Raw genomic sequence first — 15,957 nt, 5'->3', positions numbered from 1 at the left:
GCAAAATAAACAGCATGCCTGAATAATTTGCAGCAAAATGGGGGAACTATCTGCAATGAGTAGAATCTACAAGACTGCGCCAACGCTAATTCTATTGGCCCTTCTCACCGCCGCCTGTTCACACATGGACTTGGGAACCCTATGGAAATATCGAAATGTCGATTTTCTTGAAGTAAACCCAGACACAACACGCATGGCTATCGAACTCCCTGTCGGCGTAACCGTTGACAAAGTTAGCGTGTCATTGTCCGGCAGCACCGACGACATGCTTTCCTTCGAAGGCAATATTCCAATGGAGATTCTCCGATCGGGCCCCGAGTTGGCAGCGCTACCACCCGCCATGTCCCTTGACCGAACAATCGTTCTTCGCGTTCCCCGTGACCGAGTTGCCCAAGCACGTGAATTGCAACTAAAAGCCTATGCACTCTCCAAAGCCCCTGGGAACAACAGCCTTGGCATTGGTTTTGACATCAAGTCCGATTCATCTACAGACGCGGAAGTACCTGCTTGCAGCGGCGCAATCAGTTTTCCCACCATGTCGGTTTGGGTCAAACTTGCGAATGCAGAGCCTTATTCAAGACTTGTAAGTGAAAAAGCTTTTCGGAAAATCCTTGCGGACAGCATGGCCCAAGCCCAATGCCCGGCGGAGACCGGTTAATCAGGGCTTTTCGCTGTTGCCGTCTGAAAGTGTCGCGGCGTCGTGTGCCCGGCGGGCCTTCGCTTCGTGCGCGTCTTCGGCGAGGGCCGAGACCTGGTCTTCAAGATAGGCCGCGCGGCGCTCCGCCTGCCTGCGGCGCGCGAATCCCTTAAGCCTCAACCAGCCGGTCACACCCGCCGCCAACAGAAGACCAATAAAGATTCCAACAAAAACCAGAAGGAATGCTGGCACCGCAAAGGTAACATCAAAAGGCGCAAAGCGGAGATCGACAGGAGTCCGGTTGTTGACCGAGAAATAGATCAGGAAAAGCGCCAGCAGAATCCAGAAAATGCGGCGAATCAAGCTGGCGAGCGACTGTGCCATGTCAGTCTTTCATACTGGTTCAGGTGGGTACAGAGCGCCTGGTTCAGCTGTTCAGGCGCTCGCGAAGATCTTTCCCGGTCTTGAAATAGGGGACCCGCTTTTCAGCGACTTCCACTTTTTCGCCGGTACGTGGATTGCGGCCAACGCGTGCAGGCCGTTCCTTCACGGAAAAGGCACCAAAACCCCTGAGTTCCACACGGTCACCGCGCGAAAGGGCTGATGTTATTTCGTCGAAAATCTTGGAAACAATGCGCTCAACATCCCGGTAATAGAGATGCGGGTTGGCTTCGGCTATTTTTGCAATCAACTCAGATTTGATCATCTGCGTCCTCCCCTGGGGGCCAAAATCTTGTGCACTCAAAACCCGGGTACGTAATGTGCTTTTTTTAAAAGTGCCATCTGATGGCGCTGCCGTCAAGATAAGCCTTTCAATTAAAAGAGCTTTTAACAAAAAGAATCGATTCGATACTTATCTTTCACCTGGTTTTGACGATTCCCACACCCCCATTTCGCGCATGGCCAGCCAGTAGAAATCAGGCAGCCAAAAAGAAAAGGCCGCCCCAGATGGAGCGGCCTTCAAATCAGGTCCCCGAGGGGAATTCCGATTATTTGTCTTCTTTGGCTTTCTCAAGCGCGGCACCAAGGATGTCACCAAGGCTTGCACCGGAGTCTGCAGAACCATACTGCTCAACAGCAGCTTTTTCTTCTGCAACTTCGAGGGCCTTGATGGACAGGTTCATCTTGCGGGAACCTTTGTCCACACCAGTTACCATTGCGTCAACCTTGTCGCCTTCAGCGAAACGCTCTGGGCGCTGGTCACCGCGGTCGCGAGCGAGGTCGGAACGACGGATGAAGGCAGTTACGCCAGTGTCGCCAACTTCAACTTCGATACCGTTGTCGTTAACGGCTTTAACAACACAGGTAACCTGCTCACCTTTCTTCTTGGAAGAAACGTTTGCAAATGGGTCACCGCCAAGTTGCTTGATGCCGAGGCTGATGCGCTCTTTGCGGGTGTCAACGTCCAGAACAACGGCTTTAACAGTGTCGCCTTTCTTGTAGTCCTGGATGGCTTCCTCACCGGAACGCTCCCAATCGAGGTCGGAGAGGTGAACCATGCCGTCAACATCGCCGTCGAGGCCAATGAACAGACCGAATTCGGTGATGTTCTTAACTTCGCCTTCGATTTCAGTACCTTGTGGGTACTTGCCTTCGAACGCTTCCCATGGGTTCTCGCCACACTGCTTGAGGCCGAGGGAGATACGACGCTTGGCTGGATCAACTTCCAGAACCATAACTTCGACTTCCTGGCTGGTGGAAACGATCTTGCCTGGGTGTACGTTTTTCTTAACCCAGCTCATCTCGGACACGTGCACGAGGCCTTCAACGCCGGACTCGAGCTCAACGAACGCACCATAGTCGGTGATGTTGGTCACGGTACCAGTGAATTTGGCTTGTACTGGGTATTTGGCTTCGATGCCTTCCCATGGATCAGCAGCAAGCTGCTTCATGCCAAGGCTGATGCGCTGCGTTTCCGGGTTGATGCGAACAACCTGTACCTTCACGGTCTCACCGATGGAGAGAACTTCAGAAGGATGGTTCACACGACGCCAGGAGATGTCGGTAACGTGCAGGAGGCCGTCGATGCCGCCCAAGTCAACGAATGCACCATAATCGGTGATGTTCTTAACAACACCGTCAACGGCATCACCTTCTTCGAGTTTGCCCATGAGCTCAGCACGCTGTTCTGCACGATCCTCTTCGAGAACGGCACGGCGGGAGACAACGATGTTGCCACGACGACGGTCCATTTTCAGGATCTGGAACGGCTGCTCGATGTTCATCAGAGGCGTAACGTCACGGATCGGACGGATATCAACCTGGGAACCTGGCAGGAATGCAACAGCACCGTTGAGGTCAACAGTGAAGCCGCCTTTAACGCGGCCGAAGATAACGCCGTCAACACGGGCATCGCCTTCAAACGCTTTTTCAAGCTCAGTCCAAGCTTCTTCACGGCGGGCTTTGTCGCGAGACAGGATCGCTTCACCAAGAGCGTTCTCAACGCGGTCAACGTAGACTTCTACGGTGTCACCAACGCTGATCTCAGCAGCTTTACCAGCCGGAGCAAATTCTTTGAGTGGTACACGGCCCTCAGCTTTGAGCCCGATGTCCACAATTGCGAAGTCGTTTTCAACGGAAACGACGGTGCCTTTTACGACGCGGCCTTCAAAGCCTTCGTCTTCAGTTGGCAGAGTTTCATTCAGAAGCGCTTCAAAATCAGAAACGCTCGGCATTTTTGCCGCTTCAGACATGTATGTCTTCCTTTCAACATATATATTTCTTTGCCTGCCGGTTGGTTCCGGCGGTCTTCTTCCTGAGGGGTCTTGGAAAGGTGGGACCATCCCGCCTTTTTCATCAGCCTCGGAAGCCTCTAACACCAACAACAAAATGATCCCTCTCGGGCAAACCCTGGGGCCTGACCATCGGGACCGCGTGGAAGCGTCTTCGGCTATTGGGGCTTTAGTCGCTCTTGAACCAAGGCGACCGCCCGTAAAAACACGGCGTCTATATCCAAATTAGACGTATCAAGCAAGAGGGCATCTTCAGCGGGCTTCAATGGGGCATCTTTTCGGCCCATGTCCCGCTCGTCCCTTGCGCGGACGTCGGCGAGTATAGCATCAAAGTCGGCCTGTTGGCCACGGCCTTCCATCTCGAGCCTGCGACGCTCCGCGCGCACCTCAGGGCTGGCAGTTACAAAAAGCTTCAGGTCCGCATCGGGGCACACCACTGTGCCGATATCCCGGCCATCCAGTACAGCGCCAGTTTTTCCTTCCGGAGGCCTCTTCGCAAAATTCTTTTGAAAATCCAATAGGTTGGCGCGAACCGCCGGCATTGCAGCCACTTTCGAGGCCGCCCCGCCTGTCGCCTCGGCGCGCAGGTCAGAATCATCTAACAAGCCAAGATCAAGGTCGGTGGAAGCCGCCTCTGCCGCTTTTGTATCTGTGGGGTCAATGCCCTGCTTCAGCAGTGTCAGCCCAACCGCCCGGTAAAGCGCACCGGTGTCCAGATAGGCAAAGTTGAACTTTTCGGCAAGGCGCCGGGCCAACGTACCTTTTCCGGCTGCTGCCGGGCCATCAATTGCAATAATCACCGCGAATCACCCTTCATATGTTCGCCGGTTTATAGGAATTTCGGCCACGTTGCGCCAGCTTGAAATAATACAACCAAAAGGATTCGACTCTTTCAGCACTTGATGGTAAATGAGAACAAATAGAGAACAATTGCCCGAGTGGCGCACACGAGGATAGAGGAATGATCACTCAACTTACCCCCAATTTGGCCGTCGACAGAATTGAGCCCTCGGCCGAATTTTTCAGCAAGGTCGGCTTTGAAGTAACCGTGCAGGTACCTGAGGACGATCATATGGGGTTTGCCATTCTGGTGAATGGTACCCAACAGATCATGTTCCAGACCCGCACCAGCATTAAAGACGATTGCCCTGAAATTGAAGACGCTTCAACCGGCAGCCCGGTCTTGATTTTCATCACCGTCCCGGATGTCAAAGCGGTCGCCCAGGCCCTCAGCGGCTACGACGTGGCGATGGACTGGCGTGAAACATTCTATGGCAGCACCGAAATCGGCTTCCGCGAACCCGGCGGCCATATCGTTACCTTCGCCCAGTTCCCTGCAGAAGAGGCGTAACTAGGCTTTCAGGGTCAGTCCCGCACCCAGGCCAGTCATCAGGTCGATGAAGCTTGGAAAGCTGGTCTGGATCGGGCTGGCGTCGTCGATGGTGACGGCGGTGTCCGACCGCTGCCCGAGCACAGAGAAAGCCATGGCGATACGGTGGTCGAGATGCGTCTCGACCGCGCCACCCCCTGGCACATTGCCGCCAGCCCCCTTGATCTCGAGACCATCTTCAAACTCTGTCAGGTCAACGCCGTTAGCCTTGAGCCCCGCTGCCATTACTGCCAAACGGTCCGATTCCTTGACCCTGAGTTCTTCAAGCCCGGTAAACCGGCTGGTGCCTTCCGCCACAGCCGCTGCACAGAACAGCACCGGAAATTCGTCAATCATGGTGGACGGGTCCACCGGCAGGTCGGTCACGCCCTTGAGCGCCGCTGCGCGCACCCGCAGGTCCACCACTGGTTCACCGCCCAGCGTGCGGGCATTCAATATTTCAATGTCACCGCCCATGGCCTTCAGCGCGTGGACAATGCCGGTCCTGAGCGGGTTCATGCCCACATTCTCAATCGTCACGTCAGACCCTGGGATAATCGAGGCTGCTACCAGCAGGAATGCGCTGGAGGAAATATCCCCCGGTACTTCAAGCGTGATCGGCTTCAATTCTGGCTGACCCTTGAGGCGCACGACACGAAGGCCGTCTTCCTCCGTCACGTCAATCTCGGCACCCATGGCGCTCAGCATGCGTTCCGTATGGTCCCGCGTCGCCACCTTTTCGCGAACGGTGGTGGTGCCGGGCGTGTTGAGCCCTGCCAGCATCACAGCCGATTTGACCTGGGCGCTGGCCATGGGCGGCGTATAGTCGATCGGCATCGGGTCGCGCGTGCCGGTGATCGTCAGCGGCAGGTATTTGCCCTCGCGGGCTGCGAACTGGGCGCCGACTTCCGACAGCGGCACAGTCACGCGGCCCATAGGGCGGCCCCGCAAAGACGCGTCGCCTGTCATGGTCACGGTGATGTCGTGACTCGCGATCAAGCCCATGATCAGCCGTGTTGAGGTGCCCGAATTGCCCATGTCGATCACATTGTCGGGGGTCATCAACCCGCCAACGCCAACGCCGGATACCCGCCATTCGCCGTCACCGAGTCGTTCAACCGTTGCGCCCATTGCGCGCATGGCCTCGGCCGTTGCCAGCACATCTTCGCCTTCGAGGAGGCCAGTAATGTGGCTTTCACCGACCGCCAGCGCAGACAGCATCAGGGACCGATGGGAAATCGACTTGTCGCCCGGCACCTTAACGGTACCGGTGAGTGGTTGACGGGGCGCGGAATTAAGACTTGGCACGGAGCATTTCCAACTATAGACAGGGTTCGACGAGTAAAAGCTTTGACAGGCGCCACTGATCGTGGCAAGGGATGCGCCGAATTCTTGGCCGAATTGCGTCCAAAACGCAAGGCCCTATACAGAAATGCTGACGCGGCTAATGAACGCGAAGGAGAGAAACGTGGTAAAACCCGAATGGGGCACGAAGCGGACTTGCCCAAAATGCGGCACACGCTTTTACGACCTGAAAAAAGATGATCCAGTGGTGTGTATCGACTGTGGCAACGAGTGGGCTCCTGAGCCAATTCTGAAGACCAAGCAGCCACTGCCTGTTGCAGAAGTGAAAGAAAAAGAGCCAGAAGCCAACGACGACGAAGATGATCTCGACGTCGATGACGAAGATCTGGCGGATGTGAGCCTCGACGACGATGACGACGACGAAGTGAGCTCCATTGTCGATACGTCGCTGACGGACGACGACACCTAAAACAGCTAGGCAGGAGGCCGCCAAAACGGGGGCCTCAAAAGCCTAATTTTAATGAGCTGTTTTTTTGCTTGCGCGGACCTTGGGCCGATTCTATAGTCCGCGCCGTTCCTTGGGGGTAACAACCTCGGGGCACCCAGATAAGGGGCCGTAGCTCAGCTGGGAGAGCGCTACACTGGCAGTGTAGAGGTCGACGGTTCGATCCCGTTCGGCTCCACCATGAAAACCCTCGCCTTACCGGGCGGGGGTTTTGTCTTTTCCGGGATCAGGTCTGGCGGCGCCTTCGGCGATGCGCCTCTTGGCCCGTTCGGCCAACCCTCGAAAACCCTCGCCTTACCGGGCGGGGGTTTTGTCTTTTAAGCTTGTCGGATCAATGATCACCCTGATCCGGGGAATAGTGATCGTAGCTCAGCACTCTTTTCAGCATCCAGCTATCCCCTTCTTTGATCCACACATGGGTGAAGCGGGCACTTGAGGTATGCCTCAGCGGCTTGTCGGCTTCCCTGATATAAAACTCATGCTCACCGCGCTGGATGGCACCATAAAGAACCCCGTTTCCATACAAAGGGAAAACCTCAAGGCTGCCTTCCACCAATTTGCGGATCGGTTTCTGGGCCGGATTGCTGCAGATGTTTTTCTCAACTGTTTCAATAAAAGAGGCCTTCGAATTCTCGAACCCGCCACTGTCGTGATAAAATTCGAAATCGTCGGAGACGATGTTTTCCAGAACCGCGCTTTCACACTGGTTGAAAGACCGCTCAAACAGGGCATCGTCAAGCGCCTTCAGCGTGGTGAACAGCTCGCTGTCACGAGACACCTGCGCATGCGCACCAAAAGACACTCCTGCCATCAGGACCGCAAACAATAGAATTTTCATGATTTTCCTCGTTATCTGTCGTTGTTTTGCTGCTTTATTTTTATAACAGCATTCTTAGCACAGATTTGCCAAAGGAAGAAAAGGTCTGACGTTGCCTATTGTCCGTGCATCAGCTCAAGCTGGCGCTGCAGGCATTTCTTCAGGTCGTATTTCTCAAGGATTGTGGCCCGCCCGGTCTTGCCGAGTGCCGCGGAGCCTGCCCTGTCCCCGAGCATGCGGTCCATGGCGTCTGCGAGCGCGTCAGCATTGTTCATATCTATCAGGCGGCCGTTTTCTCCGTCTCGGATCACTTCGCGCACGGGTGCCGTATCAGAGCCCAGAACCGGCGCCCCCACACTCATGGCATTCAGCATCGACCACGAAAGGACAAACGGGCGGGTCAAATAGACATGCAGGCTGGAAATCTGAAGGAAGCTAACAAACTTGGCCTCCGGCAGCAGGCCAACAAAATGGGTACGGTCCTTGTCGAACGGTATTTCCTCCTCCGCACGGGCTTTCAGCCCAGGACCTTTCTTGCCATCATAGCAGATTCGGTCGGCGCCTGCGATCAGCACATGCAGGTTAGGCCGAATGCCCTGCACCTTCGCGGCGGCGGCCATGAACTGCATGAACCCCCGCGTATGCTCCATACCGCGCCCGGCGTAGGTCATGATCTCATCACCCTTGCGGAAGCGTTTTCCTGAAACCTCAAGCGTCAGGCTGCTCGCGGGCCGGTACAGGTCCGTATCCACCCCGTCATGCAGAACCTCCAGACGGCTTTGCCAGCCCCTTGGGAACTGCGCCCGCTGGAACTCTGTTGGCACATAGCCTGCGTCCATCAGTTCAAAGTCTCGCAAAATGGGCATGTTGGTGGCTGCCGCACTGCGGCATTTCTGGCGCAGGGCCGCCCCCGTTTTTACCTCTGCGGGAGAGGGCATGCCATAGTACCATTCGAACAGGCTAACCATGCGCGCGTCCGGGAACAAGTCTTTCAGAAAATATGACGCGCCGCGTGAGGCATGGGACAGGATCACATCCGGCACCCAACCGCTGATCGCCATGGGCTTGAGCTCCCGGTAGAGGTTCAGGCCCAGTCCAATAGCCTTATCGGCAAACCCCACATCCGGGCCGGCGAGGTTTTCCGGCAGGTCATACACCACTTGCTTGACTGGCAGGCGAAGTGTCGACCCCTTGCGGCTGGCGACAAGGATGTCGTGATCGCCAGCCTTCAGAAGATGTTTGTAAATATGAACAAACTGGCCCGGAGCGGCGTCATGTACGATCAGATATTTCACCGAATTTCCCTTTTCCGCCCCTTCAGCGACATCAGTTTGTCTTAGAAACAATCGCAACCACGATCAAGACAGCAACGAAAATTTCATTTTTCCCAAGGCACTTAGCGTCCAGCACATCGCTATAGGTAAAATTTTATCAGTATTATCAATCATTTATAATCGAACTTGTCGCAATCCTTAAGGCCATTTTTACGCGGCTCGCGCTAGGCTGAGTCTCAAATGGGGAAAACCCCGTCAGGCACAATGGAGACATATAATGCGTATTATCGCCGTTACCTCGCAAAAAGGCGGTTCAGGCAAAACAACGCTTTCAGGCCACCTCGCAGTAGAAGCAGAACGCGCTGGCGCCGGCCCTGTCGCCCTTATCGATACAGACCCCCAAGGCAGTCTTTCTGAATGGTGGAACGAACGGGAAGCAACAGCTCCCGCATTCGCCCACACGGCCATCGGCTCCCTGGAGCAGGATTTGAACCAACTTCGCGAACAAGGCTTCCGCCTCGCGATTATCGACACGCCGCCCGCCATTACACGGTCCATTCAGGCTGTGGTGAGCCGTGCTGATCTGGTGATCATTCCAACCCGGCCTAGCCCCCACGACCTGCGGGCAGCAGGCGCCACCGTTGATCTGGTGGAACGGGCCGGCAAGCCGCTGATGTTTGTGGTCAATGGCGCCACGGCCCGGGCCCGCCTTACCGGCGAGGCCGCAATCGCCCTTTCCCAGCACGGCACAGTGGCGCCAACGGTCGTCCATAACCGGCAGGATTTTGCCGCAAGCATGATCGACGGCCGCACAGTGATGGAAGCCGCGACGGGTGGCAAATCACACCAGGAAATCACCGAATTGTGGACGTACGTGGCTGACCGCATTGCGCGCCTGCCGCTTAAGGCAACCTTCAAAACCGTTGCCGCCGGCCGGTCGCCTTTCGGCAATCGTCCAAGCTTTGGCAACGTACAACACATCAGTTAAGTCGCCGGGACACGAAAGGATCTCACCATGACGATGGCATCTCTGACCGCATCCTTGCTTGCCAGAAAAGGCCACGCACAGCCTTCCGCATCGGCGCGGGATATTTTCGCCCCTGATCTTCCGGCGGAAAAACGCTGGCAAGCCCCGGTCAAGAAAAAGACCGATGTTCTTGGGCATTCTGGGCAACCAGTACCACAGTCTGATAAGGCTGATGCACACCCCAAAGCGGCACAAGAAGCCGCCAACGAACAAATTTGCTCAGCGTCTCAAAAGGCATCTGAGCAGACACCGCCTCGTCCTTTGTTTGCCCCTGCTGAGGCACGGCATACACTGGTGCAAACGGACGAGGTGGTACGACCTTCCAAACCAGCAGCGAAAGCGGCTGCGGTTGATACCCGCAAACACAAAACCCTGCGGCTGGACGAGGACATGGACATGCAGCTTCGTCTGCTGGCGGCCCGCAAAGGCACGTCGCAGCAATCCCTGATGGAAGAAGCCGTCCGGGAGCTGCTGAAATCAGAGACGCGCGGCAGCAACTGCATCTGCGGTTCAAAGAAATAAGTTCTGCCTGACAACCAGGATTAGGGGATGCACCTCCCAAGTCCTGGCTCTTTGGGAGGAGCAAGCGGGGGAGCAGCTGAAACAGCTGTTCCCCCGTGCACTATTTGGATGCGACGGCCTCTCTCAACTCGGCGGTTTGGCGAAACAATCATAGCCGGATCTCTTGAGCGATACGCAGCGCTTGACCGCATCCTGCATGCCGCCGATTGGGCCAAACAGCAGGCGGAAAAGGCCAGGCCGGTTCGGCGCCTCAATGATTTCATGATACAGGTCGCCAACAGTGTCCGCTTTTTTTGCCAGAATCTCTTTTTCAAGCTCCCGGGTTTCTTCTTCACCCATGGCAAACCCGACCTCAAGCCGCCAAACGGCGTCCCAGTTTTCAGGTTTGCGCGACGCAGGGCTGTCTTCCGGCAGATCAATTTCCGCATCGGTCACCAGGTGAAGGTCAAGCGGCGTACGATCAAATCCTTTTGTTTCTAGATTTTCGGCATAGTCCTGGGCAGCCTTGACGGCCTCATCCTGGAGCTGCTGGCGCATGGCGGGTTCGGTTTCCGTCGCGGGGTCATAATCTGTGCTGGCCGCGCGCCACACAAGGCCATACCCCCGGATCGGGTCCGGCACCAGGCCGCCCTCCCCATTCCAGTAAACCATGCCCAAAAGATACATCGCTTCCACGTCGCCCAGCAGCGCATATTGCTGCCAGATGGCCATCGCTTCCTGAACCGACGCCTGGTCCCGATCACCTTCGAAAAACAGGATGTTCGCCAGGTTCAGCGCGGCCTGCTTGCTGCCCATCTGTGCCCCCAGGCGGTAATACATCAGCGCAATTCTGGGTGCGGGCTCCCGCCCTACGCCAATCCGGTGAATTTCCGCCAGGTGAAAAAAGGCCTCGGCATTTCCAAGTTCGCCCAAACGGCGCAGCATATCGATTGCGGCGCCTACCTGATCCTGACGGATCAGTTCCAGCGCGTTCCTGATGCCATCGCCCAACTGGTCATCATCCGTCTGGCCAGCAGCCGACGCGGCGTCCTGCAAAGCATGGACCTTGAGGCCATACCCGGAGAGAAATCCGAGCACCAGGCAGGCAACCAACCATGTCCGCAACATTGTCATGACCTGAATCTAACGGGATTTTCGATAAAATTAAGAGAAAAAACGCTTAAAAGCATTTCGGATGATTAAACCTTCTTTCATGTCTTTACCATACGGTATGTCCTGAAATTATCAGGCAAATCCACGCTTACAAGTGAGCGTCATATGAATAGTTACAAAATGATCAGGCCACTTCTTATGTGCGCCAGCACCATCGCATTGTTGGGCTGCAGCTATCAAAGCGCATCCGACATGCCTCCCGTTGCATCCGATTTTTCCGCAGCCAGAGCGCAATCGGCAGGTGGCCTCAAGGCCATCGCTGATGATCTGGCAGCCAACGGCCAGCATGAAGCTGCCATTCCTCTTTACCGCCATCTCGGTGCCAAAACCGGCGACCCGGCGGTGCTTGCGGCGCTGGCAAACAGCCTCTCTGCCCGCGGCGCACATGAGGAAGCGGTCCGCATTCTCACGACCCTGGGCGCGCGCGGCCAGATGGACGGCAACAGCTGGTATACCCTAGGCAAAACCAACCTGGCGCTCGGCCAATTTGAGGATGCCCTGAGCGCATTTGAACAGGCTCGGGCCTATTCACCCAGCGACAGCAAAATCCTTTCCGGCCAGGCTATTTCAGAAGCGGCTATGGGCCGCACCGGCGATGCAATGAACACGCTGGCGGTCGTCATGGACCCGACCGGGCTGTCGAACCGCGCACTCCTTTATGCCACCACTGGTCACCCGGAAGTCGCTGTGACAATTCTGGAGCCGCTGGTGAAATCCGGCACACTTGGCCCTCAGGGACGGCAGAATCTGGCGATGGCCTATCTGCTTGATGGCCGCGAATCGGACGCATTCCAGATCGCGCGTCTGGATCTTGACCCGGAAACCATTGGGGACACCTTCACTTTCTACCGGTCGCTTTCGAGCCTGGCACCAAGCGAGCGTATGCAGGCTCTGGTAACCGGCACGATCGACCCGGCGTGGACCCGCGACGAGGCGGCAAACCTGCAGATTGCCGATTCGACCGACCGTCAGGATGCCGCCAAACGGTTGATGGAACAGCCGGTGATGATGGCCAAGGCACCGGAGCCGGAACCCGAGCCAGAGCCAGAGCCAGAGCCAGAACCTGAAGTTGAAGTTGCGCAGGCAGATTATGAGCTGACCGAAATTCCGCCCCTGGTGGAGCCTGAAGGCTGGGCGCTGCAAATCGGTGCCTACCGCACAATTGACAATCTGATGCGCGGCTGGACGATCCTGTACCGCCAGAGCGGCGATCTTTTGCAGGATATCCCGCCCCGCCGTTCTGAGGTGGATTTTGGTGACCGGGATACGGACCCGAAAGGCTTCTATTACCGCCTCAATGCCGGTCCGCTCAAGACCCTGAAGCAAGCGAAGGACCTGTGCAAGGAGCTGCGCGCACGCGGTACATCCTGCTGGATTCGCCCACCTGAGAAAACAGAAGGCAGCTTGCCCGATGAAACCAGCGCGACCAAAAAACCGGCGTCCACGACAACTCAGACAGCAAGCCTGGGCCAGTAGATCATCTGGAAAATGCGCTTTTTCCCTTGAACGGGATGGCCTCAATACCCAAAATCAGAAAGGATGCCGCACCCCGGCGTCCTTTTTTGCTTTTCGCCCGGACCACAGTCGAACCGGTGCTGCTTCACAGAAGGGCACAGCATGCGACATGGGAACAGGCGACTAACCGTTGCCATTCGCTTGATCAAGGAGAGGCCCATGTCCCGCATGTCTATTTTCAACAGTCCATTCCTTCTGGGCTTTGACCAACTGGAAGAGCTATTGGATAGCGTCTCCAAGAATTCGGGCGAAGGATACCCCCCCTACAACATCGAGCATATTGGCGACCATGCCATTCGCATCACGCTGGCGGTTGCGGGATTTTCAAAAGACGACCTATCGATCACCCTTGAGGCAAACCAGCTGATCATTCGCGGTAAACAGGCCGATGACAGCGGAGAAAAAGCCTATCTGCATCGCGGCATCGCCGCCCGGCAGTTTGTCCGGAAGTTCGTGCTGGCGGACGGCATGGAAGTGAGCGACGCCATGATGGAACATGGACTGTTGCATATTGACCTGACGCGCCCAGAGCAGCAGGAAACCATCCGCACCATCAAGATCTCTTAAGTCCGATGCGTCAGGAACAGACAACGCTAAGGGTTGCCACCACAGGCCAGGGCTGCTTCGAGATCACCCGGCAGGTCTCTGGCTTTGTGGCCGAAAGCGGTATTGATACCGGGCTGTTGACGCTTTTTATCCAGCATACAAGCGCCTCGCTGACCATTCAGGAAAACGCCGATCCAGACGTCCAGGCCGATCTGACGGATGCCCTTGGAAGGCTGGCGCCAGAAGACAGGCGGCTATATCGGCACACGTGTGAAGGACCGGACGACATGCCCGCGCACGTCAAGGCAGCGGTCACGGACGTATCGTTGAATATCCCGGTGATGGACGGCAGGCCTGTGCTGGGGACATGGCAGGGCATTTATGTGCTGGAACACCGGCGCATGGGACACACGCGCCGGGTAGTCTGTCATCTGATGGGTGACTGAGGCAGATTCTTAGAAATCGTAAACAAGCGCCGCGCGCGTGATGGTATCCCAGGCTGCCGTACCAATCGGAGGCGCCGATTCATACTGAACCTCGAAGGAGAAGCGCGCCGCCAGGTGGGCATTGATGCGGGCCGTCAATTCCATCCAGTTTTCCACCGTCGTCATGTCGACGCCGATCAACAAGGACGCCCTGTCCTTGAAGGTAACCGATTCCGTCAGCTTCAGCTCATAGGTGCTTGAAATGCGGCCCAGGAATTCGCTTTCGGTCACGGCCGGCGACAGCATCGTGCCAAACTCATCGAACGTTGCCTCGACCCGGCTGATCCGAATACCTGGGCCACCCTGGAATCGGAGCTTCTGACGGTCGGTGTCGATAAGCTGGTAACCAATACCGATATTCTCGATAACCCGGTAGTCATAGCCCGAGAACTTATCCATCTCGAGTTCGGTATAGTTGACTGCGTATGTGCCGTTCCAGGGGCGCCAGATGGCTTCATATTTGGTCACGAACCTCTGGCGGGTGGTTTCGCCACTGTTGCGGCCCAGATCAAAGTTCAGATCCAGGTCATGCGACCAACGCTCGCCGAAGTCGCGTCGGAAGCTGAGACCCATGGAGATCGACTGTTCGTCAGAGTCACCTGTGGAGGATGTCGCTCCCAACTCGGCCTGACCATTCCATAGAGACGGATCGAGATAGTAAATGATACCGCGGGCTTTAGAGGCCTCTTCAGCCGCAACCTTGCGCGCTTCTGCTTCTTCCACTTCCTGGATTTGCGCTGGCTCCATCCACTCGGGCTTCAGGCCTTTCGCCATCGCCAGGATGGCCCCCCTGTCATCCGGCCAGGTTGCCAGGGCGGCCTCAAGGATGGTATCAAACGTGGCCTGATCATCGCTGGCTACAGCCGTTTCCAACAGCTTGTCGTATCCTTTCGACCCGTCTGCCATAGCGGCTGGGGCCACTAGTGCGCTGAAGAGTAGGATTTGCGCTGCCAGTCGGAGAGTGTATTTGCCAAACGTCTGCATCAAGGCCATAGTCCTTCAATATCTGGGGTATTTGGGCAGTGACTTAGCGCTACCGCGAAAAAAAAACAAGTCTTCAAGACCACGAAAAGGGGCATCAATATGCCGACAGCATTCATTACCGGGGCCACAGGATTCCTGGGGCGGCACATCATAGACGTGCTGCGCGAGGCCGGCTGGACAATATATGCCCTGGTTCGCAACGAAGATCGCGCCCGCAAACTGATCGGTGACGGCGTTACCTTCGTTCAGGGAGATCTGTTGCATGTGACCGGCTGCAAGAACCAGCTGCCTGACGGGATCAACTGTATTTTCCATGTCGCCGCAGATACCAGCACCTGGAAGAAGGAAGCCGACCAGCAAGCTGCCATCAATATTGGTGGCACAGAATCCATGCTGCAACTTTGCCAGGAATTGAAGGCAGACCGCTTCGTCCATGTGTCCTCGACCTCCGTATATGGCATCCATAAGGATACGGTGACCGAAACCAGCGAATACCGCGCCCTATATAGCTGGGTTTCCTATGCTCGCACCAAAGCCATCGCTGAGAGGCGTGTTTTGGACGCGGTCAGCCGCGGTATTAATGCCGTGATCCTGAACCCAACCCATATTGTTGGCCGCTATGATGACCATAACTGGTCGCGTATGATCCAGATGCTGAACGAAGGCACGCTACCTGGCGTACCACCAGGAGCGGGCAATTTTGCCAATGGTCGAGCGGTCGCAGAAGCTGTCGTGGCAGCCTATGAAAAAGGCCAGACCGGTGAAAATTATATCCTTGGCGGCCCCTATGCCACGATGCGGGAATTCCTGTCGCTAGCCGCGGCCGAGTTGGCGAAACCGGCGCCCGGCAAACCGACCCCTGCTTTCGTGCTCAAAGCTGTGTCCCGTATGCTCTCTGTCGGGTCGGCGATAACGGGCAAACGGCCCATGATCACGCCCGAAGAGGCATATTTCGCGTGCGAGACCGTGGCGGCTTCATGTGAAAAAGCAGTCCGGGAACTGGGCTACCGTGAGGTACCTCTGGCGCAGTCCGTGAAGGAGAGTATCACCTATCTGCGCGAGCAGAAGAGGCTTTAAATCACCCCAA

18 protein-coding genes and 1 tRNA gene are annotated in these 15,957 nt (G+C 56.2%); 10 read left to right on the top strand and 9 right to left on the bottom strand.

The window, feature by feature from the left end:
- Nucleotides 1-55 precede the first annotated feature (55 nt).
- Nucleotides 56-658 carry a hypothetical protein gene (locus B3Z17_RS08995; RefSeq protein ID WP_286829493.1) on the top strand — a complete coding sequence of 201 codons (603 nt, stop codon included), beginning with the start codon at nt 56-58 and terminating at the stop codon, nt 656-658.
- Here B3Z17_RS08995 and B3Z17_RS08990 read toward each other — a convergent pair whose 3' ends face one another.
- The 4 genes from B3Z17_RS08990 to cmk form a co-directional block, all read right to left on the bottom strand.
- The gene (locus B3Z17_RS08990; RefSeq protein ID WP_286829492.1) at nt 659-1,021 is read right to left on the bottom strand and encodes a lipopolysaccharide assembly protein LapA domain-containing protein; all 363 of its coding nucleotides are present in this window, start codon (nt 1,019-1,021) and stop codon (nt 659-661) included.
- A 43-nt stretch (nt 1,022-1,064) separates the two neighbouring features.
- Nucleotides 1,065-1,343, bottom strand: coding sequence for an integration host factor subunit beta (locus B3Z17_RS08985; RefSeq protein ID WP_068309029.1), 279 nt, complete (start codon nt 1,341-1,343; stop codon nt 1,065-1,067).
- A 283-nt stretch (nt 1,344-1,626) separates the two neighbouring features.
- The gene (gene rpsA / locus B3Z17_RS08980) at nt 1,627-3,330 is read right to left on the bottom strand and encodes a 30S ribosomal protein S1 (protein ID WP_068309026.1); all 1,704 of its coding nucleotides are present in this window, start codon (nt 3,328-3,330) and stop codon (nt 1,627-1,629) included.
- A gap of 197 nt (nt 3,331-3,527) precedes the next feature.
- Nucleotides 3,528-4,169 carry a (d)CMP kinase gene (gene cmk / locus B3Z17_RS08975; RefSeq protein WP_286829491.1) on the bottom strand — a complete coding sequence of 214 codons (642 nt, stop codon included), beginning with the start codon at nt 4,167-4,169 and terminating at the stop codon, nt 3,528-3,530.
- A gap of 161 nt (nt 4,170-4,330) precedes the next feature.
- On the opposite strand from cmk, the gene B3Z17_RS08970 reads away from it, so the two are divergent.
- The gene (locus B3Z17_RS08970) at nt 4,331-4,720 is read left to right on the top strand and encodes a VOC family protein (RefSeq protein ID WP_286829490.1); all 390 of its coding nucleotides are present in this window, start codon (nt 4,331-4,333) and stop codon (nt 4,718-4,720) included.
- On the opposite strand, the gene aroA is transcribed toward B3Z17_RS08970, so the two are convergent.
- On the bottom strand, nt 4,721-6,046 hold the full coding sequence (gene aroA, locus B3Z17_RS08965) for a 3-phosphoshikimate 1-carboxyvinyltransferase (protein ID WP_286829489.1): 1,326 nt from the start codon (nt 6,044-6,046) through the stop codon (nt 4,721-4,723).
- Nucleotides 6,047-6,206: 160 nt separating this feature from the next.
- Here aroA and B3Z17_RS08960 point away from each other — a divergent pair, with 160 nt between their 5' ends.
- Together B3Z17_RS08960 and B3Z17_RS08955 are read left to right on the top strand one after the other, a co-directional pair.
- Complete coding sequence (locus B3Z17_RS08960) at nt 6,207-6,512, top strand: FYDLN acid domain-containing protein (protein WP_068309016.1); 306 nt, start codon at nt 6,207-6,209, stop codon at nt 6,510-6,512.
- Between the two features lie 141 nt (nt 6,513-6,653).
- Nucleotides 6,654-6,729 (top strand) — tRNA-Ala (locus tag B3Z17_RS08955).
- Between the two features lie 150 nt (nt 6,730-6,879).
- Here B3Z17_RS08955 and B3Z17_RS08950 read toward each other — a convergent pair.
- Nucleotides 6,880-7,386: a nuclear transport factor 2 family protein gene (locus tag B3Z17_RS08950; RefSeq protein ID WP_068309014.1), complete on the bottom strand. Its 507-nt coding sequence runs from the start codon at nt 7,384-7,386 to the stop codon at nt 6,880-6,882.
- 95 nt (nt 7,387-7,481) lie between these two features.
- Nucleotides 7,482-8,660, bottom strand: coding sequence for a glycosyltransferase (locus tag B3Z17_RS08945; protein ID WP_286829488.1), 1,179 nt, complete (start codon nt 8,658-8,660; stop codon nt 7,482-7,484).
- 256 nt (nt 8,661-8,916) lie between these two features.
- On the opposite strand from B3Z17_RS08945, the gene B3Z17_RS08940 reads away from it, so the two are divergent.
- Nucleotides 8,917-9,627 carry a ParA family protein gene (locus tag B3Z17_RS08940; protein WP_068309011.1) on the top strand — a complete coding sequence of 237 codons (711 nt, stop codon included), beginning with the start codon at nt 8,917-8,919 and terminating at the stop codon, nt 9,625-9,627.
- A 27-nt stretch (nt 9,628-9,654) separates the two neighbouring features.
- Nucleotides 9,655-10,188: a ribbon-helix-helix domain-containing protein gene (locus B3Z17_RS08935; protein WP_068309008.1), complete on the top strand. Its 534-nt coding sequence runs from the start codon at nt 9,655-9,657 to the stop codon at nt 10,186-10,188.
- A 123-nt stretch (nt 10,189-10,311) separates the two neighbouring features.
- Here the strand turns inward: B3Z17_RS08935 and B3Z17_RS08930 are convergent, their stop codons facing one another.
- The gene (locus B3Z17_RS08930; protein WP_139167377.1) at nt 10,312-11,301 is read right to left on the bottom strand and encodes a tetratricopeptide repeat protein; all 990 of its coding nucleotides are present in this window, start codon (nt 11,299-11,301) and stop codon (nt 10,312-10,314) included.
- Between the two features lie 144 nt (nt 11,302-11,445).
- Here B3Z17_RS08930 and B3Z17_RS08925 point away from each other — a divergent pair, with 144 nt between their 5' ends.
- The 3 genes from B3Z17_RS08925 to B3Z17_RS08915 all read left to right on the top strand — a co-directional run bounded on the left by B3Z17_RS08925 (nt 11,446) and on the right by B3Z17_RS08915 (nt 13,847).
- Complete coding sequence (locus tag B3Z17_RS08925) at nt 11,446-12,816, top strand: SPOR domain-containing protein (protein WP_286829487.1); 1,371 nt, start codon at nt 11,446-11,448, stop codon at nt 12,814-12,816.
- Nucleotides 12,817-13,014: 198 nt separating this feature from the next.
- Nucleotides 13,015-13,422, top strand: a complete 408-nt coding sequence (locus B3Z17_RS08920; RefSeq protein WP_068309002.1) for an Hsp20 family protein — start codon at nt 13,015-13,017, stop codon at nt 13,420-13,422.
- Nucleotides 13,423-13,427: 5 nt separating this feature from the next.
- Nucleotides 13,428-13,847, top strand: a complete 420-nt coding sequence (locus B3Z17_RS08915) for a secondary thiamine-phosphate synthase enzyme YjbQ (RefSeq protein WP_286829486.1) — start codon at nt 13,428-13,430, stop codon at nt 13,845-13,847.
- Nucleotides 13,848-13,856: 9 nt separating this feature from the next.
- Here the strand turns inward: B3Z17_RS08915 and B3Z17_RS08910 are convergent, their stop codons facing one another.
- Complete coding sequence (locus tag B3Z17_RS08910; protein ID WP_286829591.1) at nt 13,857-14,870, bottom strand: DUF481 domain-containing protein; 1,014 nt, start codon at nt 14,868-14,870, stop codon at nt 13,857-13,859.
- A 99-nt stretch (nt 14,871-14,969) separates the two neighbouring features.
- Between B3Z17_RS08910 and B3Z17_RS08905 the strand changes: the two genes are divergently transcribed.
- Entirely contained in the window at nt 14,970-15,947 is a 978-nt protein-coding gene (locus B3Z17_RS08905) for an NAD-dependent epimerase/dehydratase family protein (protein ID WP_286829485.1), read from the top strand.
- The last annotated feature ends 10 nt before the right edge of the window (nt 15,948-15,957 follow it).

This window comes from Kordiimonas sp. UBA4487 (genome assembly GCF_002389025.1).
In the GTDB taxonomy this organism is placed as follows: domain Bacteria; phylum Pseudomonadota; class Alphaproteobacteria; order Sphingomonadales; family Kordiimonadaceae; genus Kordiimonas; species Kordiimonas lacus.
The sequence above is the reverse complement of the archived record's forward strand: the minus strand, read 5'-3'. Positions and strand labels throughout refer to the sequence as shown.